Here is a 25,502-nt window from a genome sequence, read left to right on the forward strand (position 1 = left end):
TATCCAGAAAAAACACTCAAAAAAATATTTAGGCAGAAAGAATTTATATGACGATTACATTTAAAGACAAAGTCGCCCTTGTGACGGGCGGCGGTAACGGCCTTGGCCGGGAATATTGCCTGGCTTTGGCGGGGCTTGGGGCGAGGGTGGTGGTGAATGACCTTGGGGGGACACTAGACGGTTCTGGTGGAGATTCAGCCGCCGCCCAACCTACTGCAGCTCAACCTACCGCCGCCCAACCAGCCACCGTCCAACCTGCCGCAGACCAACCTGCCTCCAATCAACCTACCGCCGCTCAACCCGCTGCAGCCCTTTCTGCTGCAGAAAAGGTCGCCGCAGAAATCCGCAGCCTTGGCGGTGAGGCGATCGCCAGCACGGCAGACATCACTGACTATGATCAGGTTAAAGGGATGACTGAGGAGGCCATGAACAAATGGGGACGCATAGATATCCTGATTAATAATGCTGGTATCTTAAGAGACAAGACCTTCAGCAAGATGAGCCCGGAGGACTTCCAGAAGGTGGTGGATGTACATCTGTTCGGCACCATGAACTGCACGAAGCTGGTCTGGGATATCATGAAAGCGCAGGGCTATGGCCGTATCCTGCTGACCTCATCATCCAGTGGCCTGTTCGGGAACTTCGGCCAGAGCAACTACGGGGCCGCTAAAGCGGCCATGGTCGGCCTGATGAATGTGCTGCATCATGAGGGGGCTAAATATGACATCCGGGTTAACTGCCTGGCCCCCACGGCAGCAACGAGGATGCTGGACGGATTACTCCCAGAGAAGGTCGAAGCCCTGATGGCGCCAAAGCTGGTGGCCCCGGGGGCCTTATATCTCGTCAGTGATGAGGCCCCGAGCAAGACGATTCTGGGGGCCGGGGCCGGAAGTTTCTCCGTAATACGCATCTCGGAGACCCCTGGGGTTTTCTTGGGCGGGGAAGAGACGACGGTGGATGACGTGGCTAAAAACTGGGCAACTATCAGCAATCCCGAAGGCCAGACAGAAATGGCGGCGGCTTTTGAACAAACCAACAAGTTTGTGGAACTGTCGGCCAAGGCCTTGGGCATTACGTTGAATACAGATAGAGGGAGATAAGTCATGAGAGAAGCTGTTATTGTCTCCACCGTGAGAACACCTATTGGTAAAGCTTACCGGGGGGCGTTTAATAATACGCCGGCGCCCACCTTAGCGGGCCATGCCATAAAGCATGCGATTATAAGGGCCGGTATAGACGGCGCGGAAGTGGATGATGTGGTGATGGGCTCTGCGGTTCAGATGGGCTCAAGCTTTATGAATGTGGCCCGCAACGCGCTCATTCGGGCGGGATTGCCGATCACGGTACCCGGACAATCCATCGACCGTCAATGTGCGTCGGGCCTGATGGCCATTGCCATCGCGGCCAAACAGATCATCTGTGATGATATGACCGTCACCATAGGCGGGGGGGTGGAGAGTATCTCCCTGAACCAGACGGCGGATATGTTTGTGATCAAGGATCCCTGGATTATACAACATAAGCCCGCGCTTTATATGACCATGCTGGAGACGGCAGAGATTGTCTCACAGCGCTATGGCATCAGCCGGGAGGCTCAGGATGACTATGCGCTGCAAAGCCAGCAGCGCACGGCCATGGCCCAGGAGGCGGGGAGGTTTGATGATGAGATCGTCCCCCTGCCGTCGGTGATGAAGCTTCAGGATAAAGCCACAGGGGACTGGTCCGAGACAAATGTGCTGCTAAGCAAGGATGAAGGCAACCGTCCCCAAACCACATTGGCGAACCTGCAAAAGCTTGTCCCTGTTCAAAGCCAGGGCCAGGAAGTGCAGGAGGGGAAGTTTATCACGGCCGGCAATGCCAGCCAGCTGTCTGACGGGGCGTCGGCCTGCGTGATTATGGAAGCCTCGGAGGCGGCCCGTAGAGGCTTAAACCCTTTGGGCATCTACCGGGGTATTGCGGTTGCGGGCTGGGAGCCGAGTGAGATGGGCATCGGGCCCGTCTTTGCGATCCCCAGGCTTTTGAAGACACATGGTTTGAGCATTGATGATATTGGCCTTTGGGAGTTGAATGAAGCCTTTGCCTGTCAGGTTATCTATTGCCGGGACAAGCTGGGTATTCCGGGTGATCGCCTGAATGTGAACGGCGGTGCCATCTCCATTGGTCACCCTTACGGCATGAGTGGATCAAGAATGGTCGGTCATGCGCTGATCGAAGGCAAGCGGCGGGGGGTGAGATATGTGGTGGTCACCATGTGCGTCGGCGGCGGTATGGGGGCGGCCGGCTTGTTTGAGGTGGCCTGAGGGTAATGCGGCATAATTTCTGGTGATGTGAGCCGAATAAGCTTGATGAGTTCCTCCGTAGAAGTTGATCTCTGTACCACACAGATGGAGATTGATGAGGACCCGGGGTCGGGTTTTGGCAACCCCCAAGGCCTGTCACCTCTTTGGAATATTACGTCACGAGGCAGAATGATGAGCTAACGTAGCAGACAAAGCCAGAAAACTTAAGACCGTGTGACGGAAGTTACCCGGCCCTATTTTTTAGATTAGAAGATCTCCAGTATGTCATGATTTCTATGTTGAATGACGTGTTTTGAATGAAGGGTATTCCCTCGATAATTTCCTCTGGAGCTTAAGCGTATCAAGTTTGTATTTAGTTGCGTAATGCGTAAATATTTTAATTATTTATATATTACAGGATTACATATGACCTTCATGAGAGTCCCGCTTACGGGGATGTCCCGTCTTAATTTTGCCTGGGAAGTATTAAGACGAATTCCAGCTTATTCATCGGCATATTATGCCCATTTAGGATGCTCTGAGCAGGACAGGGGGGCTTTTTGCCGGGATGCTCACAAGTGGGGTTTGTTACAGTTTTGTTGATCCTGCATTGGATAGTCTGGAGGCCAGCCCATTCTGGCACCCGGGCCTCTGCCCCTATGTTTTGCAGGCGGATCATTACAGGGAAGAAGATCAGACCATTCCCTATATTCTGGACCTTGCCCAGTTAAACTGTGAGGTGATCAGCCTGCGGCAATCCCCAAACCTAACCCATTATGTCTTTAAGAAGGGCGGTAAATCCCTTCAACTCTGTTATCAGGCCGCTGGGGATGCTGCCATTCACTCACGGCATTTACGGTTTATCCTTCGCATGGGAAACCGATTAAATACGGTTGAAGAAAACCTCGCGGTGAAGCGTTTAAAACATCTTGTTAAAACGGGCAGGATTTGCGACAGGCTTTTTAAAACAAATACCGCCTCCGTAAAGTTCCATAGGCAATTGCAGGTCATGGCGCAGGTGACTAATAAGCGGCCCAGACAAGAAATTGCAGAAATATTCTTTGATAATAAAGACCGGATCAGGCAGGAAATCTCTGATCCTGAAAGCCATGTTAATAATATTGTGGGCTATGCTTTAGATAAGGCAGAAGACCTGATGAACGGCGCTTACGTTAAATACTTAAAGAAGCTCGATTCATAAGAATAGGAAAGAAATAATTAGTATTTTTTCCCTCTGCACAATGACCTTGCCTTCCCGCAAACTGTTTTTCTTGATTTAACCCATAAGGAAAAACACAGATGACAAAACCATCAGAGACCACTATCTCCAAAGGCTATTTAAACACCATTGAAGCGGGAGAATATCTTCGCTTAAGCTCTCATGCCTTACGGAATATGCGTATCACAGGCAATGGGCCTCTTTACCGCAAACATGGAAAGCTTGTGGTCTATGCTATGGAAGACCTTAAAGCCTGGTCAGACTCCCTCAGAAAATCGAGCACGTCTGATGCGTAAGGATTTAACGCGCATTGAGACGATTTCTCTGAGGGGCAGGCTGCACTATTATACCCGGTTTGGGCGGCCTGTTAGCAAGGTAACTATGCCGCCATATCGGGGGCTTGAATATTACCGGCCAGGGCAGCTCCTGGGATATATTCGGTGGCAGGCGGGGGAATATGGCAGTCGATTATGGCGGTTTATGATTTTACGGACGGTGAGCTTCACGGGTAAAAGCCCCTCACATCAAGTGGAAGGGGTGAGCCCAGGCGCTTATATTATCCTTGATGTGGAAGGGGCGCTTAAGGTACGGGCTGCTATGAACGTCATTGATCAGATTGAAAATATGGGGATAGATCCCGCAGAGGTTTCCCCGGCCTATTATGGTCATTTGCATCAGAGGATACTGACCAATCAACCTTATCACCGCTATAGCATGGAACAGCATCAGAGCTTTAGGCAGGAAGGGGAGATATCAGTATGACGCCCAGATATTTGATTATCATTCTTGCCGCAGTGAGCTGCCTATTGATTGGGGTTTCAATGACAGAGTTTGCCCCAAGAATACTCTATAATCCGTCGCCAAGTGCGCCGATGGGGTTTTACGTTATCCGTCATAAACGTGAGTTCAAAATCGGTGACTATGTGCTGATAGAGCTTCCTCAATCTGTCAGAGAATTGGCTTTAGAAAGAAGATATGTCGGGCCAGATATTCCGCTTCTGAAGAGAATATTCGCTCTATCAGGGGATCATATCTGTATCCGGCATGAGGTGATTTATGTGAACGATCAGGCTGTGGCTGACGTTAAAAACCACGATCTCTCAGGCCGCATAATGCCTGTCTGGAACGGATGTCGCAGGTTAAAAACCGGTGAGGTTTTCCTGCTCAGTCTTCACTCAGACTATTCCTTTGACAGCCGATATTTTGGCCCGATCTCGCGAAAGAAGATCATCGGTGTCGCCGTATATTTTTGAATATTTTGCAGGATAAGGGACGGTCTTAGCGTCGGTCTTAGTCATAGCCTTAGTCATAGGGCTAGGAGCCTATAGGGGAGAAAATTGGCTACTCTGTGGTTAAGGCCTGCTAACGGTTTCTGAGTAATAATATGCAGCAAGATGATTAAAATTGCCTCACAGATAGCACCGATGCTAACGCCGATCTGAAAAATACTAAAGCGTCCAAAAAAATAACGAGGGCTTTTCTCAAGGCGATATTTTCTGTGGGTTTTTGGGGCGAAAATATGGCCGAAATTTTGAAAAGAAATATAACAAGATAAAAGCGTCTTAGGCGCGGCGCTCCTAAGTCATTGTCTGCACATCTTTTTATCCGGCACCAAATTTTTTGGCCAAAAACAAAGCATTTTTGGTAAGCCCTTGAAGGTAAGAGATAATACCCCTGCCGTATTTTTTTAATCCAATTGTATCAATGACTTACCCATAGGAATAAATCATGACCAACATACCTGAAAATCCCTTCAAACCCAAGCTTGGTAAACCCGGAAACCGAGGTGACCGGTTCAGTAAACGGGTGTTGAAGAAAGTGAGAAGTCTGTCACATGGTATGTCTAGGCCATCATCTGATATGTCAGAGGGCAGAAGCGGCTATACTGGCGAGAGGATCGGCAGGGGTCACTGGGCCGGGAGATATAGTAATAGCCAATATGGCAAATCTGCCGTCCCTGCTGGGGCGCGGCAGGTCATTATTAAAGGCCGGATTATCAAGCTTGCTGGTACAAGTTATTCAAGGGCCATGTCGCATCTTCAATATATTGAACGGGAAGGGGTTGGGCAGGACGGAAAAGAAGCAGAATCCTACGGAAAGTTTGGTGATGATATTGACCTGAAGGAATTTCAAAACCGCAGCGAAGGCGACCGCCATCAGTTCCGTTTTATTGTCTCGGCAGAGGATGGCGTTGAGATTGAAGATCATAAGTCCTTCACCCGGGATTTAATGGCTAAAATGGAGCAGGATTTACAGACCAAACTTGACTGGGTAGCGGTTGATCATTTTGACACAGATCATCCTCATACACATCTTGTCTTAAGAGGTGTGGACGATAAAGGCAAAGACCTAATCATCGCCAAATCCTATATGAGTTACGGCATGAGAAATATGGCCTCAGATATCCTGACACAGGAACTCGGACCCCGCACAGAAATGGAAATCCTGCAACAGGTAAGACGACAGGTGGATCAGGACAGATTGACGGATATTGATCGGGATATTATCAACTACAGCCGGGCCCATATGATGCATCCAGATGGCGGGACCTATTCCGCCAATCTGGTCACAGCCCGTTTGAAGAAGCTTTCCAAAATGGGACTGGCCCAGTATCAGGGCAGTAACTATTGGCGATTGTCCCCAAATATGAAAGACACATTACAGATGATGGGGGAAAGGGGTGATATTATCAAAATTCTTCACCGTAATCTGTATGGCGCCGGCAAAGATAACTTAAAACAGAAAGCGCTGATTTTTGGCCTTGATGCAACCTCTCAAAACCATATCACAGGTGAACTGATCAAGGTTGGTTTGTCAGATGAACTTAACGACAGGCGCTATATCATTCTGGACGGCACAGACGGTAACCATTGGTATGTGGATATGGGAGAGCTGGAACAGATCAGTGATCTAAATCAAGGTATGATTATTTCTGTGAAAGCGGCTCACAAGCAAGCATCACAGGTGGATCATCGCATTGCGGCTATTGCCCATCAGAACGGCGGCATTTATAGTGAGGGGAAACATCGGGATTTTGATCCCAAAGCTAGCGCCGCCTATATCCAAAGCCATGTCCGTCGACTGGAGAGCTTGCGCCGTTATGGTATTGGAGAACGTGAGAAGGGTGGTATATGGAGAATCCCTCCTGATTTTACCAACTGTGTTGAGAAACTTCAGAAACAATTTGCACAAAAGGCGCCGATGGCAATGACCATCAATTCAGCTTATGCCCTAGATCAATTGGTAGATGGCGAAGGTTATGGTTGGTTGGATCGGAATCTTGATGAAAAGGAAAAGACTGGTCTGTTCTCAGGTGGCTTCGGCAGAAAAGTGCGTCAAGCCCTTGCTCAGAGACGGAGCTGGTTACTGAGACAAGGACTGATCCAGCAGAAGGGGGCAAGGTTCCTATATCCAAAAGATTTTGCGGCCAAGCTTGCCAAACGGGAAATGACAAAAATAGCCGTAACCATAGCTAAACAAACTGGCAAGAAATATTCTCCCATGGGGGACAAGGGTGACGTGAGTGGAACTTATGTCCGAAAGCTTAACCTTAAGAGTGGCCAGTATGCAATTTTGGAAAAGTCAAAAGAGTTTACCCTCGTCCCATGGCGACCCGTGATGGAACGTGCTAAAGGACAGGTTATTTCTGGTATGATTAGCCGAGGAAATATCAGCTGGTCAATCGGGCAGGGTGTTTGGTTCTAAAATTAATTTGTATTAGTTGAGACTTGATCTGACATTCTTTAAAAACTGTATAAGAAAGGATGTTAGACATGAGCAGTTATCAAGAAAAAATTATCAAACCAAAATTAGGCGTATTGGAGTTGGCGAAGCAGCTTGGCAATGTGAGCCAAGCGTGCAAAGTGATGGGTTACAGCCGTGATACGTTTTACCGCTACAAGGAGTTGTATGAGAATGGCGGCGAAGAGGCGCTGATTGAAATCAGCCGCCGCAAGCCGATCCTCAAGAACCGCGTGGCGGAAAGTGTAGAGCGTGCCTGCATCGAAATTGCCGTTGAATTTCCGGCCTACGGCCAGCAACGCGCGGCCAATGAACTTCGAAAGGCGGGCATCTTGATCTCGCCCGGTGGCATTCGCTCGGTGTGGCTGCGCAACGATCTGGAGACGATGCAAAAACGTCTCAAAGCCCTGGAAGCCAAAGTCGCGCAGGATGGGATTATTTTAACCGAGGAACAGGTTGCTGCGTTAGAAAAGCAAAAATCAAAACGTGAGGCACACGGAGAGATTGAAAGCCAGCACCCGGGCTATCTCGGCTCGCAGGACACTTACTATGTCGGCAATATCAAAGGTGTTGGGCGGATTTACCAGCAAACCTTCATCGACACCTATTGCCGCGTGGCCTTTGCACGGCTCTATACCGAGAAAACAGCCATCACCGCCGCCGATACGCTTAATGCGGTGGTGTTGCCATTTTATGAGGAGCAAAACATTCCGCTGTTGCGCATCCTCACCGACCGTGGCACCGAATATTGCGGGAAGGCCGAAAACCACGCCTATCAGCTTTATCTGGGAATCGAAAATATCGACCACACCAGAACAAAAGCCAATAGCCCGCAAACCAACGGTATCTGTGAGCGGTTCCACAAAACCATGCAGGATGAGTTTTACTCTATTGCCTTCCGCAAAAAGCTTTATTCTTCATTGGATGATTTACAGCAAGACGTGGACGAATGGCTCAAAAGCTATAACGAAACACGGCCTCATTCCGGGAAGTATTGCTACGGTAAAACCCCAATGCAAACCCTGAACGATGCCAAAGAGCTTGTGCAGTCCAAAAATATTGGTACTGTACAGGAATTATCGGACAGCGCGTCCCAAAAAGCGCTGGCTGGCCGATAATTCATAACCGTCAGATCAAGTCCTGACTTTTACAATTAATTGCAGCTAGATATTATCAGCCCAGATTATTCTTATGTGTATTATGTGTTTTTTCAAAAGCAGACTTTTAAAATTGCCTAACAAACAGTATATCTTCAAATAAGTCGAATAGTGCGGCGCAAGTACTACAGCGCGGCACTATTACATTTTAATCAAGATTATTATTTCGTGTATTATCAGGATTTGATACTGGAGTATCAAGTCCGTTTATATTACGCACATGGTAATTAGGGTAATTGCCTTGGTTAATTTGGTTTACAAACTGACTACGGCTCATGTTGCCACCATTGTAATTGTCATGAAACTGTTGATTGCGACCAGTTTCACTTTCTCGTGTTACAGTTACTCTTTGACGTGCCATTTTTAAATCCTTCCTATAGGGGCTTGGCGTTAAAATTAACAATCAGGAAGATCATCCAGATTGTTCTTATTCGTATTGTCTCTATCGGTTCTCAAGTATTTGCCTGTTGAACCGTTGACAACCCGAATTTCTGTGCGGCCGCTCTTCCACGGAACGTGATATGTATGGACGTTATTTTCTATATCGTAAATTGCGTCACCACTTTTTCGTGGGGACCATGATGCATTAGGGTTACACAAAGATGTAATATCGCCATCTTCGTCTTTCCCTGTTCTAGTTACAGCTCTATCAGCCATTGTTAACTCCTATTTTGATCTATCGATAACATACAGATATATCTAACTCTTGCGTTTGTCAAGACATCTGGTATAATTTTATTCAATATAATCTAACGGCACTCTCAAGAAGAGGGTGCCGAATTGATTCTTGAAGGGTTGTAAAAATGTCATTAGCTGTGAAATTAAAAGAATTAAGGTTACGAAAGAAACAATCTTTACAACAAGTTGCTGACGCCATTGGAATATCAAAAACTCATGTATATGATCTAGAAAAAGGGAACAGTAAAAATCCATCTGTTGACTTATTAAAGCAATACTCTAATCATTTTGGTGTTCCTGTGAACACACTGATTGGTGAGGATTTAGCTGACAATAATGCAGACCCAGAATTAGTCAGAATGTTCCGCCAAGTTGGTGAGTTGGGTCCAGAAGATAAGCAGTTGTTGGATAGTATGATAAAAACAATGTTGGATCGGCAGAAAGCTAAAGAATGATAATTATCGATCGCATGGAATTAGAAGACGTTGGGGGTGACCCAGTAAAACTGGCACAAGCTGTCTTAGACCAAATTCCAGATAACTCATTTCCTATTCCAGTCCGTGAAATTGCAAGTGCGTTGAACATCTATGAGATAAAAGAAGAAAACAACATAAGTTTTGAAGGTGCATTAATAGCACCGGACAACAAGTCGGAAGGGGCTATTATTGTTCGAGGAGACCGCTCAGAACAGCGAAAACGATTTACTATTGGGCACGAGCTGGGGCATTACCTCAACCCATGGCATAAATCAGATAACCCAGCGGGATTTCAATGCACTACGGCTAATCTTGCAGCAGAGAAATCAGATAAAAATAATAAGTTGATGAGAATGGAAGCAGAAGCGAATGAGTTTTCTGCTGAATTATTGATGCCATATAATAAAATCAAACAATTTCTAAATTCAAACTCTGGTGCTGATATAGATCACATTATTCGGTTAGCCGAATTATTTGAAATTAGTAAGGAGGCAATGGCAAGAAGATATGCATTAACTAATTTTAATGACCCAACAGCTGTTATTTTCTCAAAAAACAAGAAGATTAGGTACGTAAAAAAACATGATGATTTTCCTTGGTTAAATGTCAAACATGCCTCTCCAATTCCTCATAACACAATCTCTTCCAAAAAAAATTTGATTATAGGAAAGGTATCTGCTTGGTCTACAGCAAGTCCAAGTGCGTGGGTTGACAGCAAGCCAAATATTTTGATCTTTGAACAAACATTAGCGCAAGCGAACGGTTTTCAAATCACCCTTTTAACTTATGAAGTAGAAGGCGATTCAGATGACAGAGATGATATAGATTTAGAGAATAGCTGGACCCCTAAATTTGCAAGAGGTCGATAATTTCAAATTATTACTCAAAAAGAAAACCTGACCAGATAATAGAATTAATGGAGCAGAGTAGATTGATTTTTCATATTACATTTTATCTCTAAAGCTCATTCTTAAAAATACAAACTTCCGCATTGGGTTCAGAGTGGATACTCAATTAAAAATAGCATAAACCCAATGTACATAAATTTATTTCTCGCACCTGATTATTTGCTAATCGATTCGCAGTATTTTGAGATTTATAACATCTTTTGCGAGTAACATCCTGTTTTGTGTGGAAATTTCTTCAATTATTTTTTCTGCGCTTTGGAAACTCTTGAAGAGTTCTAAGAAATGCAGAGAACTTGTGCCGCGACATATGAGTTAAGGCATTGTTTATCATAAATAAAATACCTTGACGATTCGTTTTTTTGCCCCTCTCCTGAATGTGTTTATTGACAAATTCAGGAGTGGATATGACCCCGACAAAAATACTTATTGGCCAGATGTTGATCACTTTTCTGGTGGTGATCGGCACGCTTTGGGCAGCAAGCCAATGGGCGGCTTTTATGCTGGGGTATCAGGCGCGGCTCGGTGTGCCGTGGTTCAGTATTTTTGATTATCCTGTTTACTACCCCTGGCGCCTGTTCGAATGGTGGTACGCTTTTGAAGTCTACGCCCCGGCAGTATTTTACAAAGCCGGGGGTCTCGCTGCTGCCGGCGGGATTATGGGAACGTTCGTCGCCATCATTGGATCCCTCTGGCGCGCCCGCGAACAGAGCAGGGTAACGACCTACGGTTCCGCTCGTTGGGCGGATAAGTCAGATATCAGGCAGGCTGGGTTGCTCAAACCCAAAGGCGTGTTCCTTGGACAATATGATGGGGGTTATCTGCGCCATGACGGGCCGGAACATATCATGACCTTCGCACCGACCCGTTCCGGTAAAGGGGTGGGACTTGTGATCCCGACTTTGCTCAGTTGGACGGGCAGTGTGGTGGTTCATGATTTGAAGGGCGAGAACTGGCAACTGACCTCGGGCTGGCGGTCCACATTCTCTCACTGCCTGTGTTTTAACCCCACAGATATTTCCAGTGTTCACTGTAACCCGCTGATGGAAGTCCGGCGTGGCCTGAATGAAGTGCGGGATGTACAGAATATCGCTGACATTCTGGTCGACCCCGAAGGCAGTCTTGAGCGGCATAACCACTGGGAAAAAACAAGTCATTCATTGCTGGTGGGAACCATTCTACATGTGCTCTATGCTGAGGAAGAGAAAACCCTGTCCCGTGTGGCAGAAGTTTTAAGTGATCCCGCCAAGTCTTTCAAAAACACATTGAAGGATATGCTGATCACCAACCATCTCGGCGATTATCAAAACCCCAAGCCTCATCCTGTTGTCGCTGTGACCGCCCGCGAACTTCTCAATAAATCAGAAAACGAACGCAGCGGCGTGTTGAGTACGGCGTTGAGTTTCCTCAGCCTTTACCGCGATCCTGTCGTCAAAGAGGTAACGTCCAAATCTGATTTTACCGTGATGGATTTGATCAAGGCGGAGAAGCCGGTATCGCTCTATCTGGTGGTGCCACCCAGTGACCTCAGTCGTACCAAACCGCTGATGCGCCTGATCCTCAATCAAATCGGTCGTCGCCTGACGGAGAAATTGGAAGCTAAGGCAGGTGAGAGCCGACAACTTCTCCTGATGCTGGACGAATTCCCGGCTTTGGGTCGTCTGGATTTTTTCGAAACCTCATTGGCCTTTATGGCAGGTTACGGTATCCGGGCTTTCCTGATTGCTCAAAGCCTCAATCAAATATCCAAAGCGTATGGTGAGAACAACAGCATTCTGGATAATTGTCATGTGCGTGTTGCCTTTGCCACCAATGATGAGCGCACAGCCAAACGTATCTCTGACAGTTTGGGGGCTGCTACAGAATTGCGTTCCCAGAAAAATTATGCGGGGCACCGTCTGTCGCCGTGGCTCGGTCATGTGATGGTCTCCCGCCAGGAAACGGCCCGGCAGTTGCTGACCCCAGGTGAAGTCATGCAATTGCCCATGGACGAAGAGTTAGTGCAGATCGCAGGTCTGCCGCCAATCCGGGCGCAGAAGCTGCGCTATTATGAGGATCAGAACTTTACCACAAGGATTCACCCGCCTGCGGCAACGCTCATCACAGAAGCTATTTCTGAAAATACTTCCGACTGGCAGGATTGTCAGGCAGATGTAGATGCCCGACTGGTCACGCCAGATGATCAAAATAATGGCATGGCGCGTTTAACCAGCGAAGGATCAATAGAACATGTCCCCATATTGACGCCGGAACAAGAAACCCCAGTACCATCCATTGATATCTTCGAAGTGATTGATCCGGATGTGGATGAGACGAGCCTTGAAGCGGATAAATATCAGCTGAATAGCTTCCAGCGCGCGGCGGCTTTTGATGATGAGGCGGATCTCCCCCTGGATTTGGGAGATGGCCGTTGAAACCGCGCATCAATGTTTATCTGGAGTATGAGCTTCTTAAAAAAGTTGAAAAGTTCGGCGCTAAAACCGGCCTCAGCAAGTCCGGTCTTGTGGAAATCGCGGTGGCGCAGTTTCTGTCCCCGGAAGGCGCTGATAAAAGAGAGGCAGCCATTGCGAAACGGCTTAATCAACTGACCCGGCAGTTCGGCAGGTTAGAGCGCGATCTGGCCATCCAGCTGGAGGTCACAGCCCTGTATATTCAATATTACCTGACCATAACGCCGCCGATACCGATCCGGGATCAGAAAGCCGCTCGCGCTACGGGCCATGAACGGTTTGAGAATTTCCTCACCCATCTTGGCAAGCGCTTATCGCAGGGCCCAAGCCTCAGTGACAAGGTGGTCAATGACATCAAGGTACGGGAACAGGATTTTTTTTCTATTGATCTGGATGACCAGAATCTGGAGAAGAAGGATGACTGACCTAAAAATGATATCCGAGGCACGCAAAATTGCCATGCTGAAGACCGCCTTTGGCCCGGAAATCACGGCAGCTTTAACCGACGCCTCTGTCATCGAAGTCATTGTCAATCCGGACGGAAAACTCTGGCTGGAAAGCCAAATGGCTGGGCGTCAATTTACCGGATATATTCTGACGGTAGAAGCCCGCGAACGCATTATCCGTCTGGTGGCAAGCCACGTGGAGCAGGGCACCGATAAGAATTCTCCTATCATCAGTGCAGAGCTTCCCCTTGTTTTATTGGGCGGCGGCGAGCGATTTGAAGGGCTCTTACCGCCTATCGTCACGGCCCCCGCTTTTGTGATCCGCAAACCCAACGCACAAATTCTGACATTACCCGATTATGTGACAGCGCAGGTGATGCAGCCTTGGCAGCATGAGATCCTCATGAAGGCTATTGAGGCGCATCACAATATCCTTGTGGTCGGCGGCACCGGCTCCGGCAAAACCACTTTGGCCAATGCCTTGCTGCAGGAAGTGGCGAAAGGTCATGAGCGCATAATACTCATCGAAGACACAAGGGAACTGCGCTGCGCTGCAGGCGACCTTGTCCGCCTTAAAACGAGGCCTCATATCGCAAGCCTATCTGATCTGGTGCGCAGTACATTACGCCTGCGTCCGGACAGGATCATCATTGGTGAAGTGCGGGGCGGCGAGGCACTGGATATGCTGAAAGCCTGGAACACCGGACATCCGGGCGGCATTGCCACCTTGCATGCCAATTCGGCGCATGGCGCGCTGCTCAGGCTCGAGCAACTCATACAGGAAGTGGTGCATGAGGTACCGCAGCGTCTGATCGCGGACGCCATTGATCTGATTATCTTTATCGAAGGGCGGGGCAGTTCCCGCCATCTCAAAACATTGGCGCAGGTCACCGGTTTTACGGACGGTGACTATTGTCTCAACCATCTTACCCCTCAACCTTAACCTCTAAATTTGGACCTTAACCCTTCAGGAGAAACTGATATGCCCTATTCTAAATTATTCCTTCGATCCCCCTATATGACGGCACTGATCGCCGTAGCGGCGCTGAGTATCTTGAGCTCTAACACTCAGGCCGCTGGCACGAGTATGCCGTGGGAAGCCCCATTACAGGCGATCCTCGACAGTATCGAAGGTCCCGTTGCCCGCATTGTCGCGGTGCTGGTGATTACCATAACCGGTCTCACCCTGGCTTTTGGCGATACGGGCGGGGGGTTCCGCAAACTGGTGCAGATTGTCTTTGGTCTCTCCATTGCCTTTGCCGCCACCAGCTTCTTTCTGGCCTTCTTCTCCTTTGGTGGCGGGGCCGTCATCTCATGAGCAGCCACATCCCCGGATTTGAAATCCCCCTCCATCGGTCCCTGACGGAGCCCCTGCTTATGGCAGGGGCGAGCCGGTCGGTGACCATTGTCATTGGTACCTTGTCGGCAGCCATTGGTCTCGGTCTTCAACTCTGGCTCGTGGGGCTGATCATCTGGGTTAGTTGTCAGAGCATTGCAGTGTACCTGACAGCCAAAGACCCTGACTTCATGGAGGTGGGCCTCAAGCATCTTCGCCATAAAAATTATATGGGAGTTTGAATTATGTTTTATCTGAATGAATATCAATCCAAAGCCAAGAAACTGCAGGATCATATCCCCTGGGCCGGGCAGGTGGCACCATCTGTAGTGTTGAACAAAGACGGCGGATTCATGCGCTGTATCAGATTGAGAGGACCGGATCTGGAAAGCAGCGGGGAAAGTGGCCTCATTATGCTTCATGCCCGGCTTAATGATACCTTAAAGCGTTTTGGCACGGGCTGGGCGTTGTTTTTTGATAGCGCGCGCATTCCGGTGCGGGACTATCCCGGGTCTGATTTTCCGGATCCTGTGAGCGCGCTTGTGGAGGAAGAACGTAAAGCCCGTTTTGAAAGCGGTGATCACTTTGAGAATATCACGACGCTCTGCCTTTTTTGGTTGCCCCCGGAAGATCGGACGCAAGGCCTGAGCCATCTCTTTCTGGAACAAGGCGCAAAGATCGAAAAACCTGCAGAAAGAATTCTAGCGCGTTTTTTAGGGCAAAGCGATAAAGCCATTGGATTGCTGATGGAGACTTTACCGGAAGTGATGGTCTTGGCGAATGGGGATCTTCTCACCTATCTACATGGCACCATCTCTAATCGCCGCCATCCGGTCAAATTGCCGGAAGTACCCTTCTATCTGGATGGATTACTCAGTGATGAGCCCTTGATAGGGGGCCTCAGTCCTATGCTCGGGAATGAATATCTAAAACTCGTGACGATCACGGGCTTTCCGGGAACCACAGTGCCGGGGATATTGCAGGGGCTGAACAGCCTTGGTTTTGATTATCGATTCATGAGCCGTTTTATATGTCTTGATAAGACGGCGGCCACTCGTGAGCTGAACAAATATCGCCGTCAGTGGTTTGCCAAACGTAAAGGCATTGGCGCGATCCTGAAAGAGGTGATGATCAATGAGCAATCGGCTTTGGTGGACACGGACGCCGAGAATAAAAGCCTCGATGTGGACGCGGCCCTGCAGGAACTGGGCAGTGATGATGTGGCTTATGGTTATGTGACGTTGACGGTTATGGTCAAAGACAGCGACAGCGAAATTGCCGAAGCCAAGATCAAAGCCGTAGAACAAGTGATCAATGGGGCGGGCTATGTTACCATCCCAGAGACAATGGGCGCGGTTGAAGCCTTTCTGGGCATGATCCCGGGTCATGTCTACGCCAATCTGCGGCATTCCCTTGTCTCTAGCCTGAACCTTGCCCATATGCTGCCCGTCGGCGACCTTTGGGCCGGACCGGAAGAGAACCAACATCTTAAAGCCCCGCCTTTGATGATTTGCCAAACGGCGAGCACAACACCGTTCCGCTTTGTTCATCATGTGGGAGATGTTGGCCATATGATGGTGCTCGGTCCAACGGGGGCAGGCAAGTCAGTATTTCTGTCCTTCCTGATGATGCAGTTTCGGCGGTACGAAGATGCTCAGATTTTTATCTTTGATAAGGGCGCCTCCAGCCGAGCGGCCATTCTTGCCATGGGCGGTGATTTTAATGACCTTGGTCAAAGAGATGACCTATCTTTCCAGCCGCTGTTTAGAATTGATGATGAAACCTACCGCATCTGGGCACAGGACTGGCTGCAGGGAATATTGGGTGAACAGGGATTACCAGCCACGCCGCAGATTAGAGAAGAAGTCTGGCAGGCTTTGCATAATCTGTCATTTGCGCCGGAGGTAGAACGGACCCTGACGGGCTTGAGTTTATTATTACAAAACCCAAACATTAAAGAAGCCCTTAAACCTTACACTTTGGAAGGGCCTTACGGCGGGTTGCTGGACGGTGATGAAGATCATCTGGCTTTGACAAACTGCCAAGCCTTCGAGATGGAAGCCCTGATGGAAAAGCCGGGCGCAGTTCTCCCCGTACTCACCTATCTGTTCAAACGCTTGGAAGAAAGGTTTGATGGCAGGCCGACCTTACTCATTCTGGATGAAGCCTGGCTGTTTCTGGATACACCGGCGTTTGCCGGCAAAATCCGGGAATGGTTGAAGGTACTGCGGAAGAGAAATGTTTCTGTGATTTTTACCACCCAGTCTTTAGCCGATGTGGCGGGCAGTGCCATCGCCCCGGCTTTGATTGAAAGCTGCCCGAGCCGTATCTTCCTGCCCAACGTCCGCGCCAGTGAGCCGAACATCCGGGAAATCTATAACGCCTTTGGCTTAAGCGCGCGTCAGATTGAGCTGATCTCAAGCGCACTGCCCAAACGGGACTATTATTTGCAAAGCCCTTTGGGCAACAGATTATTCGAGCTTGGTCTTGGGCCTGTTTGTTTGAGCTTCGCGGCCAGCTCATCGCCGGAAGACCAGAAACTTATCTCACAAATCGTCGAGGATCAAAACCCCGCTGGATTTGCTCATCAATGGCTCATAGCCAAAAATATTTCCTGGGCTGCTGGCCTGTGCGATCCGCAAAATATGGAGAAATCTCATGCGTAAATTCATTCTGCTTTTAAGTCTTATGGTGGCCTTACTGCTGCCTATCCATCAAGCACACGCCATCTTCGGCTTTAGTATTGTGTTTGATCCCAAGAATTTTACTCAGAATATTCTCACAGCGTCCCGCAACCTGATGATGATAAATAATCAGATTAATAGCTTGAGAAACGAAGTGCGTATGCTGGAGAATATGTCAAAGAACCTGAAAAATTTGGGTTATGATAGTATCCCTCAGTTGAAAACCACTTTGTCACAAATGCATCTGATCATAGAGGATGCTAAGGGCCTTGCCTTAAAGGTATCGGCCATCGAAGCTGATTACCTGAAATTTTATCCCAAGCAATATAGTGAGGCTTTGAGCCATGATGATTATGTGAAAGAGGCTCACGCCCGGTGGCTACAGTCCCGGTCCGCATTCGAGCATAGCCTTAAAACCCAGGCGGGTTTGATTGAAAGCCTGCAAAGTGATGAGCAGCTTTGGGAAAGATTGGTGGAACAATCCCAAAAGTCAGTAGGGGCCTTGCAGTTGGGACAGGTGACCAATCAAATGCTGGCGCTCCGGGCGCAGCAGCAAGCCAAAAGCCAGCAGATGATGGCCATGCATTACCGGGCCATCGCTCTCGAGAAATCACGCCTTCTTGCTGAAAAGGAAAAGGCCAGAGTTCAGCGAATAAGTTTTCTGGGGGATGGCAAGAGCTACACCCCCATTGCCATCAAACTTAATTAGGGGAGTGATATTCTATGGATGATATCTCCATCATTGATCGTTTTTTTAATGTCTTCAGCTCTTATATCGATAGCGGCTTTGGCTTACTGGGCAGTGAAGTAGCTTGGCTCGCAAGCGCCCTGATCGTCATTGACATAACGCTTGCCGGATTATTCTGGGCCTTTGATGAAAATAAGAACGTCCTCTCTTCTTTGATTAAGAAGATCCTCTATGTGGGCTTTTTTGCATTGATCATCAATAACTTTCAGCTTTTGAGCAATATCATCTTTAACAGTTTTTCGGGGCTCGGGCTTAAAGCCACAGGATCATCGGTGAGTGCTGCTGAACTGTTGCAGCCGGGGCGCATTGCGGCCACAGGGTTTGAGGCGGCTTATCCGATCCTCACCCAGATCGGGGATTTGCTGGGGCCTGTGGCTTTCTTTGAGAATTTCATTCTGATCATTGTTTTACTCTTTGCCTGGTTCTTGGTGGTTCTGGCCTTTTTTATTCTGGCGATCCAGATTTTTATCACCATTCTGGAATTTAAGATCACCACTTTAGCAGGGTTTGTTCTTATTCCTTTTGCGCTCTGGAATAAAACGTCATTCTTGGCGGAGCGCGTGTTAGGCGGGGTTATCTCCAGCGGCATCAAGGTTATGGCGCTCGCCATTATCATCGGTATTGGCTCTTTGATCTTTGCTGACTTTGCAGCCGCCATGAATGGCACAGAAGCCACATTGAAAAATGCCATGTCGTTAGTGCTTGGGGCTTTATCTCTCTTGGGCCTCAGTATCTTTGCCCCGGCCATTGCGGCGGGACTTGTCAGCGGCGCGCCCCAGCTGGGCGCGGGTGCTGCGGTTGGCACTGTTGCCGCCGGAGGCGCTGCAATGGCGGTTGGTATGGGTGCCGGAGCGATGGCGGCTAAAGGCGCTGCCAGCATGGCCTCTAGCGCGGTGAATGCTGGGGCCAAAGTGGCGGGTCAGGCGAGCGGGGCTTACAATTTATCGAAAGCGACATCAAATGCCAAAACAGCAACCGGCGGCATGACGTCAGGGATTAAGGGGGTTGGTCAGTCTTTTGCAAATTCCGTAAAGCAAAAAGCATCCGCGCCGCTGAATGCCGTTAAGGAGAGTTATTCCCAAGGTCAAAGAACCGCCTGGGAAACCACCGGCGGCGGTTCTTCTGCTTCTGCGGCCCCCTCTTCAGAAAATACCATGCCCGATTGGGCAAGGCGCATGAAATCTGCCCAAGCTGTTAAATCTGCCGGAACGATGTCGCTCCACGCCATGAAAGACGGTGACCGCCCCGGCTCCTCTGCAAACCCCTCCTTAAACACGAACAACGAATAGGATAAAGTTATGAAAATCTTTAAACGACAGCGGCAGAGCTACGGAGATGCTGGCACGGTCGAGACGCCTTTCCAGAAGGCAAGCAAGTTATGGGACCGGCGTATGGGATCTGCCCTGATGCAGGCCCGTAATTGGCGGTTAATGGCCTTCCTCTGTCTCGGGCTGACCACAGCTCTTGTTTTTGCTCTGATTACGCTGTCTTCCAGCAGCCGGATCACCCCTTACGTTGTGGAAATTGGCAGTAAAGGCGAGGTGAGGGCCATTGGTTCTGCGTTGGAGAAATATTCACCGAGTGATGCGGTGATCTCTTACCATTTAAGTGATTTTATCAGCAAGGTCAGGTCTCTGCCTTCCGATCCTGTGATCCTCAGAGAGAACTGGCTGAAATCTTACGCCATGGTCACCGACCAGGGCGCAAATATCCTCAATCAATATGCCCGCGAAAATGACCCGTTTAAATTACTGGGCCGTCAGACCATTACGGTCGACGTGACCAGCATTGTTCGGGCGTCGAAAGACAGCTTCCAGATCAAATGGCAGGAAGCCCATTATCAGAAAGGCAGCCTCACAGAGAAGCAAAATCATACGGCCATATTAAGCCTGATGTTTGAGCCGCCCCGCGATGTGGCCAGCTTAAGAAACAACCCCCTTGGTCTTTACATTCACGACCTCAACTGGAGCCGAGATTTTAATCCGAATACATCAAACACTAAAGGAACTTTAAAATGAAACATCTGATTATGACCATACCGCTTATTCTGCTCACGGCGTGCGCAGGAAGTAAGAAACTGGATATGCCGTCGCCGCCCGAAGAGTTTGCCCCGGCCATTGAGGTTAAACATGTGCCAGATGAAGTTAAAATCATTGAGGTGCCAAAGATATTGGCATTGCCCGGACAATTGAAAGAACTATCCGAAGATAGACCTGACAAAGAACTAACCCCTATAGAGGCGATAACGCAAGCCCAGAAAAAAGCCCTCTGGAAACCAAATGAAGGGCGGTATTTTAATGCCATTCAACATTACCCCTATGCCAAAGGGGCTTTATACCAGCTTTATACGTCCCCGGAGCATGTGTCCGATATCAGCCTTGAAGCGGGCGAAAGTCTGAAGGCCATGTCCGCAGGCGACACGGTGCGCTGGATCATTGGTGATATGGTGAGCGGAACAGGGGCTGAGGCGCAGGTTCATATATTGGTCAAACCCATAGAAGCAGGTCTCTCCACTAATCTGGTGATCATTACCGACCGCCGGAGTTATTATCTGGAACTGAAAAGCCTGAAGACGACTTATATGGCGGCCCTCAGTTGGAGCTATCCCCAGAGTGAAATGAAACGGTTAAAGCAGCATAATATTCTAGCGCAATCAAAGAGCCATAATACAGTTGGTACGGACTTAAATCTGAATGAGCTCAACTTTGCTTACAGTATCACCGGCGATACTCCAGACTGGAAACCCTACCGCGCTTTTGATGACGGCCAGAAAGTCTATATCGAATTCCCCAGAGATATTGCCACAGGAGAGGCACCGCCTCTTTTTGTTTTAGGCAAGAAAGGTCAAGTGGAACTGGTCAACTACCGCATGAAGGGTCGTTATTATGTGGTGGACCGTTTGTTTAAAGCTGCCGAACTACGCCTTGGCGAAGACCCGCAGCAGAAGATTACAATCACCCGAAAATCCAAGAAACAAATCAGAAAATTGGCCAAAAAAACAAAAAAGGGGGCATAAATGACGGATACTCTGGAAATCAAAACCAAACCGCAACCTGTCAGCCGCCTGAACAAAAAGATGGTCATTCTTGCGTCAGGTCTGGTGGTTGGTCTTTTGGTGGGGGTTAGTTTTTATGCCCTTGAACCTAAAGACAAACAGGCTGAACCGCAGAAAGAGCTTTATAATATTACTAATAAACGCATTGCGGAAGGGTTAGAGGATCTGCCGGAAAGCTATAAGGATGTGCCACAATTGGGCGCACCCTATATGGGGGATACAGCACCCGCACTTTATGCCGCAGAAGTAAATGCGGGGCTTGCTCTTCCTGCGGACCAGCCTTTCAGGCCCTCTCAAATGGAAGAGAACTTGCGGGCGGAGCGGATTAAAAAAGCCCGCCGGAAGATGCAAGCAGAAGAGTCAGGTGTGTTTTTCCGCACTTCAGGGACTAAGGCTGAAGCTGGTGCAGGGCATATGCCGTCCTCAGCAACGGACGGCCAATATGATGGAACATCCTTCTCGGCGCTGGCGCAGCAGGCTTTACCCATTACAGCGTCCGTTCAGGATAAGAAGAAGGCCTTTCTGGAAAGCCCGGGAAAACATTCTGGGGTGAGCAAGCATGGTTTACGGGAACAGCTTTCACCCTATAGCCTTCTGTCCGGCACGGTGATCTCGGCCAGTTTGATCACAGGGATTAACAGTGATCTACCGGGGCAAGCCTTGGCGCAAGTCACTAAAAATATCTATGACACGGTCACAGGAAACTATCTTCTGATCCCGCAGGGCTCCAGATTAATAGGTCGCTATGACAGTGAAATCTCAAGCGGTCAACAAAGGGTGCTGGTGGTCTGGGAGCGGATCATCAGGCCCGACGGTAGTAGCATCCAGATTGATAATCTTAGCGGCACCGACAAAGCGGGATACGCCGGATTGTCTGACAATGTGGACTGGCACACAGGTAAACTCCTGAAAGGCATTGGTCTTGCAACCTTACTCGGGGTGGGAAGTGAGCTTGCCTACGGCGGCGCGGACGGCACGCTCGCCGAAGCGATCCGGGACAGCAGTCAATCCAACATCAATCAGGCCGGACAGAAGATCATTGATCAGAACTTGAGTATCCCGCCCACCATCACCATTCGTCCCGGCTGGCCTGTTCGGGTCATTGTGGGCTCGGACATCATCCTCACACCCTTTGGAGAAACATCATGAGCCTTTTAAGAATAAAGAAAATCACGGATAGAACCCCGGTTAAGATCACCTTATCTCTGCCGCCGGAGACCCACTCTGATTTACTGAAATATGCAGAAATATACCGACAAGAGCATAGTTGTACCGAAACGCCGCAAGTTCTGGCCGTTCATATGATCACGGCCTTCATTCAAAGTGATAATGGCTTTAAAAAAGCAAAACAATCATTGTGAGATGACCCAAGGTAGCTGAGTAAGGATATTTACCAAGTTCTTGTGTCAAAAATCTCCTGTTTTTAATTCAAAATGCTTTTACCACCTGACGTCCAGACAGCAACAGATCTTCCGCGCCAAGACCCCGTGAAGACTGTTGCCGTTCATGTCAATGAGCATTTAATATTGACCCGGGATTTGCATATTAAATTGACCCATTTCAGGCGGAGTGTCAGGTTAAAAAAACGCTGTTTTTCCTTTGTTTGCAAGCAATTAGTGCCCGTGTCAAAAACATAGTGCCAATAACCCACCTAAGTGGGTCACAATTTCATCTTTTCTGTAGGGGGGAATTATCCATTAAGGTCATGTAACTTGGTCATAAGTTTATGTAAGCTGATCATTGTGGTGTCATGCTTTATTGGAAATTCATCGTCGCCGCCATAAACGACAAATCTCTTCGTCGCTCCTATATCTTCACAGGCGCTATAAAAGCCAGGCTTGATTTTGGGAACAAGGCCTGTCTTGATTTCAATAGCCCAAGTTTCCCTACTGGATATTTTAAGCACGAGATCAATTTCCGCACCAGCGGAGGTGCGGTAAAAATAAGCGGTAATATTGCCGGGCAGAATAGATAATATATTTTCCATGACAAACCCTTCCCAACTCTTACCCAAAACAGGGTTGGAAAGAAGCGTATCATAATTTGAAATGTCGAGTAAACGGTGGAGAATACCACTATCACGAATATAAAAACGGGGGGACTTTACAAGACGTTTTTTAACATTGGTATGCCAAGGCTCAAGGCGGCGTACCAATAAGAGATCACCTAAAATATCTAAATAATGACTGACTGTTTTGCTATCCACTTCAAGGTTGCTTGCAAGGGTCGAGTAATTAATCACTTCCCCTTGCAAATGAGCCAGCATTGTCCAAAGCCGCCTTAATCTAACCGCAGGAACCCTAAATCCCATTTGGGGGATATCCCGTTCCAGATAAGTACGGATTAAATCCTCAAGCCAAGTCATGCTGAGCGCGTCTGTATCTGAAAGATAGCTTTCAGGAAAGCCCCCCCTCAACCAAATTTTTTGAATATCAGCAGGGTTTTTAACAGGGACTTCCAACAGATTAAGTCCCGTCATTTCCAAATAACTAATCCGCCCCGCGAGGCTTTCAGAGGATTGTCTTAATAAATCCATGGAAGCAGAGCCTAACAAAAGAAATTGCCCTGTTTTACGTCCCGCGCGTCTATTCTGATCGATCACACCACGTAACACTGCAAAAAGCTCAGGGGTGCGTTGGATTTCGTCTAAAATAATGAGTTTATCATTATGCTGTGAGAGGTAAGATATAGGATCACTTAATTTAATTAGGTCAGCAGGAGATTCAAGATCAAGGTAAAGAAATGGCCTCCCTTGTGACATGGTTTGAGCAAGCGTAGTTTTACCCACTTGCCGTGACCCTAGTAGAACAACAGCAGGAGAATGCCGCACCGATTGCTCAAGTTTATGTGTGATCCATCTTTTTAACATACCTTGCATATTCGTATAGTTATTACGAAATTGCAAGGTATAAATAAAATTATTAAAATCGGTTGTGAGGTCATGGTGAGGCTAAAATATGATAGATTAGGCGCTTCTAGGCCTTCTTAATCATACCAATAAATTACGTAGCAGAAGTAGACTGAGCAATGCTCTGGGCCACTAAATTGGCGGCTTCTTTTATAGGATCAGACGCCAGATGAGCATATCGAGCCGTAGTTTGTATTTGGGTATGACCAAGCAGCTTCCCTACCATGGGCAGGCTCATACCAAGGGCAATGGCATTGCTGGCAAAAGAATGGCGTAGGTCATGAATTCTCACGTTAGCCAATCCTGCTTTGGCCCTAATCCGACGCCAGGGATGCTGTAGGTCAGTAAGATATGATCCCTCCAACTTGCCCCTAATGACATAGGGATTACCTTCCTGCCGCTCAATGTTCTTAAGAACTTCAACGGCGGCATCGCCAAGATAAACCGTCTTGGCGCCCGTTTTACTGTCAGGTAGATGAAGTTCGTTAGCTTCAAAGTCCGCATGGGCCCACTCAAGTTTCTGGATTTCCCCAAGGCGGCAGCCAGTGTACATCAGTAGTCGATAAGCATTGATACAGGAATGGGTTTCTTCGCCACTGGCTTCAACTTCATCCAATACCTCCGCAAGGCGAATAAATTCTTCCTTGGATAAAAACCGTTCCCGCCCTTTCTCGGGATATTTCTTCACATGTCGGCAAGGGTTGCTGCCATCCTGCCGCAATCCCCATATTTCGGCCAAATTCATCATCTTGGATAATACCCCAAGTGTCCGATTAGCTTGATAGGGTATATGATGGAGATTATGATGCATGGCCGCCACATCAGGCCTGGCAACATCCATGATCTTATATTTACCCAGGGCACCATTGATAAAATGCTCTACGGATCTTTTATATTCATATGCGGTGGAAGCTTTGCAGTGCGTAGGGACATATTCTTCTAAAAACTTCTTTCCCAGATCAGCAATGGTCAGAGCCTTCTTATGAGCGCGCAATTCTTCAGAAGGATCTATGCCATGTTTGACTTGAGATAATATACCAATGGTCTTGGTGCGCGCCTGATCGACGGTAAGGGTGCCATGTGTACCAATGGTGTATTTCTTCTGTTTTCCCTTCAGGCGGCACTTAAGAGCATAAGTTTTTTTACCTGACGGCCATACCCGAATGCCAAAGCCTCTAAGCTCTGAATCCCAGATGACATATTCAGTATCTTTAGAACTCAAGGCATCTATAGCCCGCTTGGTTAGTTTTGGCATGACAGTGCAATCTTCATAAGTTTAAAGGTACCACATAGGTACCAAACGAACAGTATTCAGGGATGTGCACAGAATAGCAGGTCGCCGAACTATGTCAAGTAAATTGAGTTAAAACAATCAGTTAGATATGTAAATGGCTTTAGGGAGCTACAAGAATATTCAGGT

General features: G+C 48.2%; 27 protein-coding genes. 23 read left to right on the forward strand and 4 right to left on the reverse strand.

Annotated features, from left to right (window positions below; genetic code table 11):
• The first annotated feature begins 47 nt into the window (after positions 1-47).
• The 9 genes from FIV45_RS02730 to FIV45_RS02765 all read left to right on the forward strand — a co-directional run bounded on the left by FIV45_RS02730 (position 48) and on the right by FIV45_RS02765 (position 8,357).
• Entirely contained in the window at positions 48-1,100 is a 1,053-nt protein-coding gene (locus FIV45_RS02730) for an SDR family NAD(P)-dependent oxidoreductase (protein WP_139932297.1), read from the forward strand.
• Between the two features lie 3 nt (positions 1,101-1,103).
• Complete coding sequence (locus FIV45_RS02735; RefSeq protein ID WP_139932302.1) at positions 1,104-2,300, forward strand: acetyl-CoA C-acyltransferase; 1,197 nt, start codon at positions 1,104-1,106, stop codon at positions 2,298-2,300.
• 435 nt (positions 2,301-2,735) lie between these two features.
• On the forward strand, positions 2,736-2,882 hold the full coding sequence (locus tag FIV45_RS18945) for a transcriptional regulator domain-containing protein (protein WP_420875279.1): 147 nt from the start codon (positions 2,736-2,738) through the stop codon (positions 2,880-2,882).
• Positions 2,848-3,480, forward strand: a complete 633-nt coding sequence (locus tag FIV45_RS02740) for a hypothetical protein (protein ID WP_099470695.1) — start codon at positions 2,848-2,850, stop codon at positions 3,478-3,480. Before FIV45_RS18945 ends, FIV45_RS02740 begins: the two co-directional genes overlap by 35 nt.
• 98 nt (positions 3,481-3,578) lie before the next feature.
• Complete coding sequence (locus FIV45_RS02745) at positions 3,579-3,794, forward strand: MerR family transcriptional regulator (protein ID WP_099470694.1); 216 nt, start codon at positions 3,579-3,581, stop codon at positions 3,792-3,794.
• Positions 3,787-4,260, forward strand: coding sequence for a DUF2840 domain-containing protein (locus FIV45_RS02750; protein WP_165776835.1), 474 nt, complete (start codon positions 3,787-3,789; stop codon positions 4,258-4,260). The genes FIV45_RS02745 and FIV45_RS02750 overlap by 8 nt, the downstream gene beginning before the upstream one ends.
• Positions 4,257-4,751 carry a conjugative transfer signal peptidase TraF gene (traF, locus tag FIV45_RS02755; protein ID WP_099470692.1) on the forward strand — a complete coding sequence of 165 codons (495 nt, stop codon included), beginning with the start codon at positions 4,257-4,259 and terminating at the stop codon, positions 4,749-4,751. The genes FIV45_RS02750 and traF overlap by 4 nt, the downstream gene beginning before the upstream one ends.
• 475 nt (positions 4,752-5,226) lie before the next feature.
• Positions 5,227-7,203 carry a DUF3363 domain-containing protein gene (locus FIV45_RS02760; RefSeq protein WP_099470691.1) on the forward strand — a complete coding sequence of 659 codons (1,977 nt, stop codon included), beginning with the start codon at positions 5,227-5,229 and terminating at the stop codon, positions 7,201-7,203.
• A gap of 68 nt (positions 7,204-7,271) precedes the next feature.
• Entirely contained in the window at positions 7,272-8,357 is a 1,086-nt protein-coding gene (locus FIV45_RS02765; protein WP_139932303.1) for an IS481 family transposase, read from the forward strand.
• Between the two features lie 187 nt (positions 8,358-8,544).
• On the opposite strand, the gene FIV45_RS02770 is transcribed toward FIV45_RS02765, so the two are convergent.
• Positions 8,545-8,757 (reverse strand): hypothetical protein, encoded by a 213-nt coding sequence (locus tag FIV45_RS02770; protein WP_099471995.1) that lies wholly within the window; start codon positions 8,755-8,757, stop codon positions 8,545-8,547.
• Between the two features lie 35 nt (positions 8,758-8,792).
• Positions 8,793-9,053: a DUF3892 domain-containing protein gene (locus tag FIV45_RS02775; protein WP_099471994.1), complete on the reverse strand. Its 261-nt coding sequence runs from the start codon at positions 9,051-9,053 to the stop codon at positions 8,793-8,795.
• 146 nt (positions 9,054-9,199) lie between these two features.
• On the opposite strand from FIV45_RS02775, the gene FIV45_RS02780 reads away from it, so the two are divergent.
• From FIV45_RS02780 to FIV45_RS02845, 14 genes are all read left to right on the forward strand, one after another.
• Positions 9,200-9,529, forward strand: coding sequence for a helix-turn-helix domain-containing protein (locus FIV45_RS02780; RefSeq protein ID WP_099471993.1), 330 nt, complete (start codon positions 9,200-9,202; stop codon positions 9,527-9,529).
• On the forward strand, positions 9,526-10,419 hold the full coding sequence (locus tag FIV45_RS02785; protein WP_099471992.1) for an ImmA/IrrE family metallo-endopeptidase: 894 nt from the start codon (positions 9,526-9,528) through the stop codon (positions 10,417-10,419). The genes FIV45_RS02780 and FIV45_RS02785 overlap by 4 nt, the downstream gene beginning before the upstream one ends.
• A gap of 443 nt (positions 10,420-10,862) precedes the next feature.
• On the forward strand, positions 10,863-12,869 hold the full coding sequence (locus FIV45_RS02790) for a conjugal transfer protein TraG (RefSeq protein ID WP_099471991.1): 2,007 nt from the start codon (positions 10,863-10,865) through the stop codon (positions 12,867-12,869).
• Positions 12,866-13,330, forward strand: coding sequence for a CopG family transcriptional regulator (locus FIV45_RS02795; RefSeq protein ID WP_099471990.1), 465 nt, complete (start codon positions 12,866-12,868; stop codon positions 13,328-13,330). The genes FIV45_RS02790 and FIV45_RS02795 overlap by 4 nt, the downstream gene beginning before the upstream one ends.
• Complete coding sequence (gene trbB / locus FIV45_RS02800; RefSeq protein ID WP_165776958.1) at positions 13,323-14,294, forward strand: P-type conjugative transfer ATPase TrbB; 972 nt, start codon at positions 13,323-13,325, stop codon at positions 14,292-14,294. The genes FIV45_RS02795 and trbB overlap by 8 nt, the downstream gene beginning before the upstream one ends.
• A gap of 75 nt (positions 14,295-14,369) precedes the next feature.
• On the forward strand, positions 14,370-14,669 hold the full coding sequence (locus FIV45_RS02805) for a TrbC/VirB2 family type IV secretion system protein (protein WP_235868140.1): 300 nt from the start codon (positions 14,370-14,372) through the stop codon (positions 14,667-14,669).
• Positions 14,666-14,929: a VirB3 family type IV secretion system protein gene (locus FIV45_RS02810; RefSeq protein WP_099471988.1), complete on the forward strand. Its 264-nt coding sequence runs from the start codon at positions 14,666-14,668 to the stop codon at positions 14,927-14,929. The genes FIV45_RS02805 and FIV45_RS02810 overlap by 4 nt, the downstream gene beginning before the upstream one ends.
• Before the next feature lie 3 nt (positions 14,930-14,932).
• A complete protein-coding gene (trbE, locus tag FIV45_RS02815) occupies positions 14,933-17,353 on the forward strand; it encodes a conjugal transfer protein TrbE (protein ID WP_099474346.1) in 2,421 nt (806 codons plus the stop codon).
• Positions 17,346-18,080 (forward strand): P-type conjugative transfer protein TrbJ, encoded by a 735-nt coding sequence (gene trbJ, locus FIV45_RS02820; protein WP_099474344.1) that lies wholly within the window; start codon positions 17,346-17,348, stop codon positions 18,078-18,080. Before trbE ends, trbJ begins: the two co-directional genes overlap by 8 nt.
• A 14-nt stretch (positions 18,081-18,094) precedes the next feature.
• Complete coding sequence (gene trbL, locus FIV45_RS02825) at positions 18,095-19,408, forward strand: P-type conjugative transfer protein TrbL (protein WP_099474342.1); 1,314 nt, start codon at positions 18,095-18,097, stop codon at positions 19,406-19,408.
• Between the two features lie 9 nt (positions 19,409-19,417).
• Positions 19,418-20,137 carry a conjugal transfer protein TrbF gene (gene trbF / locus FIV45_RS02830; RefSeq protein ID WP_099474339.1) on the forward strand — a complete coding sequence of 240 codons (720 nt, stop codon included), beginning with the start codon at positions 19,418-19,420 and terminating at the stop codon, positions 20,135-20,137.
• Entirely contained in the window at positions 20,134-21,135 is a 1,002-nt protein-coding gene (gene trbG / locus FIV45_RS02835; RefSeq protein WP_139932304.1) for a P-type conjugative transfer protein TrbG, read from the forward strand. Before trbF ends, trbG begins: the two co-directional genes overlap by 4 nt.
• Positions 21,136-22,323, forward strand: a complete 1,188-nt coding sequence (locus FIV45_RS02840; RefSeq protein WP_099470702.1) for a TraB/TrbI/VirB10 family type IV secretion system protein — start codon at positions 21,136-21,138, stop codon at positions 22,321-22,323.
• Positions 22,320-22,535 carry a DUF2274 domain-containing protein gene (locus FIV45_RS02845; RefSeq protein WP_099470703.1) on the forward strand — a complete coding sequence of 72 codons (216 nt, stop codon included), beginning with the start codon at positions 22,320-22,322 and terminating at the stop codon, positions 22,533-22,535. The genes FIV45_RS02840 and FIV45_RS02845 overlap by 4 nt, the downstream gene beginning before the upstream one ends.
• A gap of 329 nt (positions 22,536-22,864) precedes the next feature.
• Here FIV45_RS02845 and FIV45_RS02850 read toward each other — a convergent pair whose 3' ends face one another.
• Positions 22,865-24,052, reverse strand: coding sequence for an ATP-binding protein (locus FIV45_RS02850; protein ID WP_099470705.1), 1,188 nt, complete (start codon positions 24,050-24,052; stop codon positions 22,865-22,867).
• A 124-nt stretch (positions 24,053-24,176) separates the two neighbouring features.
• Positions 24,177-25,337, reverse strand: coding sequence for a site-specific integrase (locus FIV45_RS02855; RefSeq protein ID WP_099470706.1), 1,161 nt, complete (start codon positions 25,335-25,337; stop codon positions 24,177-24,179).
• Positions 25,338-25,502: the final 165 nt, after the last annotated feature.

It is taken from the genome of Paremcibacter congregatus (assembly GCF_006385135.1).
GTDB lineage: Bacteria > Pseudomonadota > Alphaproteobacteria > Sphingomonadales > Emcibacteraceae > Paremcibacter > Paremcibacter congregatus.

Coding starts and splice junctions, on each gene's coding strand:
- FIV45_RS02730 (WP_139932297.1), top strand. CDS start 48: ATGACGATTACATTTAAAGACAAAGTCGCCCTTGTGACGGGCGGCGGT.
- FIV45_RS02735 (WP_139932302.1), top strand. CDS start 1,104: ATGAGAGAAGCTGTTATTGTCTCCACCGTGAGAACACCTATTGGTAAA.
- FIV45_RS18945 (WP_420875279.1), top strand. CDS start 2,736: ATGTCCCGTCTTAATTTTGCCTGGGAAGTATTAAGACGAATTCCAGCT.
- FIV45_RS02740 (WP_099470695.1), top strand. CDS start 2,848: ATGCTCACAAGTGGGGTTTGTTACAGTTTTGTTGATCCTGCATTGGAT.
- FIV45_RS02745 (WP_099470694.1), top strand. CDS start 3,579: ATGACAAAACCATCAGAGACCACTATCTCCAAAGGCTATTTAAACACC.
- FIV45_RS02750 (WP_165776835.1), top strand. CDS start 3,787: ATGCGTAAGGATTTAACGCGCATTGAGACGATTTCTCTGAGGGGCAGG.
- traF (WP_099470692.1), top strand. CDS start 4,257: ATGACGCCCAGATATTTGATTATCATTCTTGCCGCAGTGAGCTGCCTA.
- FIV45_RS02760 (WP_099470691.1), top strand. CDS start 5,227: ATGACCAACATACCTGAAAATCCCTTCAAACCCAAGCTTGGTAAACCC.
- FIV45_RS02765 (WP_139932303.1), top strand. CDS start 7,272: ATGAGCAGTTATCAAGAAAAAATTATCAAACCAAAATTAGGCGTATTG.
- FIV45_RS02770 (WP_099471995.1), bottom strand. CDS start 8,757: ATGGCACGTCAAAGAGTAACTGTAACACGAGAAAGTGAAACTGGTCGC.
- FIV45_RS02775 (WP_099471994.1), bottom strand. CDS start 9,053: ATGGCTGATAGAGCTGTAACTAGAACAGGGAAAGACGAAGATGGCGAT.
- FIV45_RS02780 (WP_099471993.1), top strand. CDS start 9,200: ATGTCATTAGCTGTGAAATTAAAAGAATTAAGGTTACGAAAGAAACAA.
- FIV45_RS02785 (WP_099471992.1), top strand. CDS start 9,526: ATGATAATTATCGATCGCATGGAATTAGAAGACGTTGGGGGTGACCCA.
- FIV45_RS02790 (WP_099471991.1), top strand. CDS start 10,863: ATGACCCCGACAAAAATACTTATTGGCCAGATGTTGATCACTTTTCTG.
- trbB (WP_165776958.1), top strand. CDS start 13,323: ATGACTGACCTAAAAATGATATCCGAGGCACGCAAAATTGCCATGCTG.
- FIV45_RS02805 (WP_235868140.1), top strand. CDS start 14,370: ATGACGGCACTGATCGCCGTAGCGGCGCTGAGTATCTTGAGCTCTAAC.
- FIV45_RS02810 (WP_099471988.1), top strand. CDS start 14,666: ATGAGCAGCCACATCCCCGGATTTGAAATCCCCCTCCATCGGTCCCTG.
- trbE (WP_099474346.1), top strand. CDS start 14,933: ATGTTTTATCTGAATGAATATCAATCCAAAGCCAAGAAACTGCAGGAT.
- trbJ (WP_099474344.1), top strand. CDS start 17,346: ATGCGTAAATTCATTCTGCTTTTAAGTCTTATGGTGGCCTTACTGCTG.
- trbL (WP_099474342.1), top strand. CDS start 18,095: ATGGATGATATCTCCATCATTGATCGTTTTTTTAATGTCTTCAGCTCT.
- trbF (WP_099474339.1), top strand. CDS start 19,418: ATGAAAATCTTTAAACGACAGCGGCAGAGCTACGGAGATGCTGGCACG.
- trbG (WP_139932304.1), top strand. CDS start 20,134: ATGAAACATCTGATTATGACCATACCGCTTATTCTGCTCACGGCGTGC.
- FIV45_RS02840 (WP_099470702.1), top strand. CDS start 21,136: ATGACGGATACTCTGGAAATCAAAACCAAACCGCAACCTGTCAGCCGC.
- FIV45_RS02845 (WP_099470703.1), top strand. CDS start 22,320: ATGAGCCTTTTAAGAATAAAGAAAATCACGGATAGAACCCCGGTTAAG.
- FIV45_RS02850 (WP_099470705.1), bottom strand. CDS start 24,052: ATGCAAGGTATGTTAAAAAGATGGATCACACATAAACTTGAGCAATCG.
- FIV45_RS02855 (WP_099470706.1), bottom strand. CDS start 25,337: ATGCCAAAACTAACCAAGCGGGCTATAGATGCCTTGAGTTCTAAAGAT.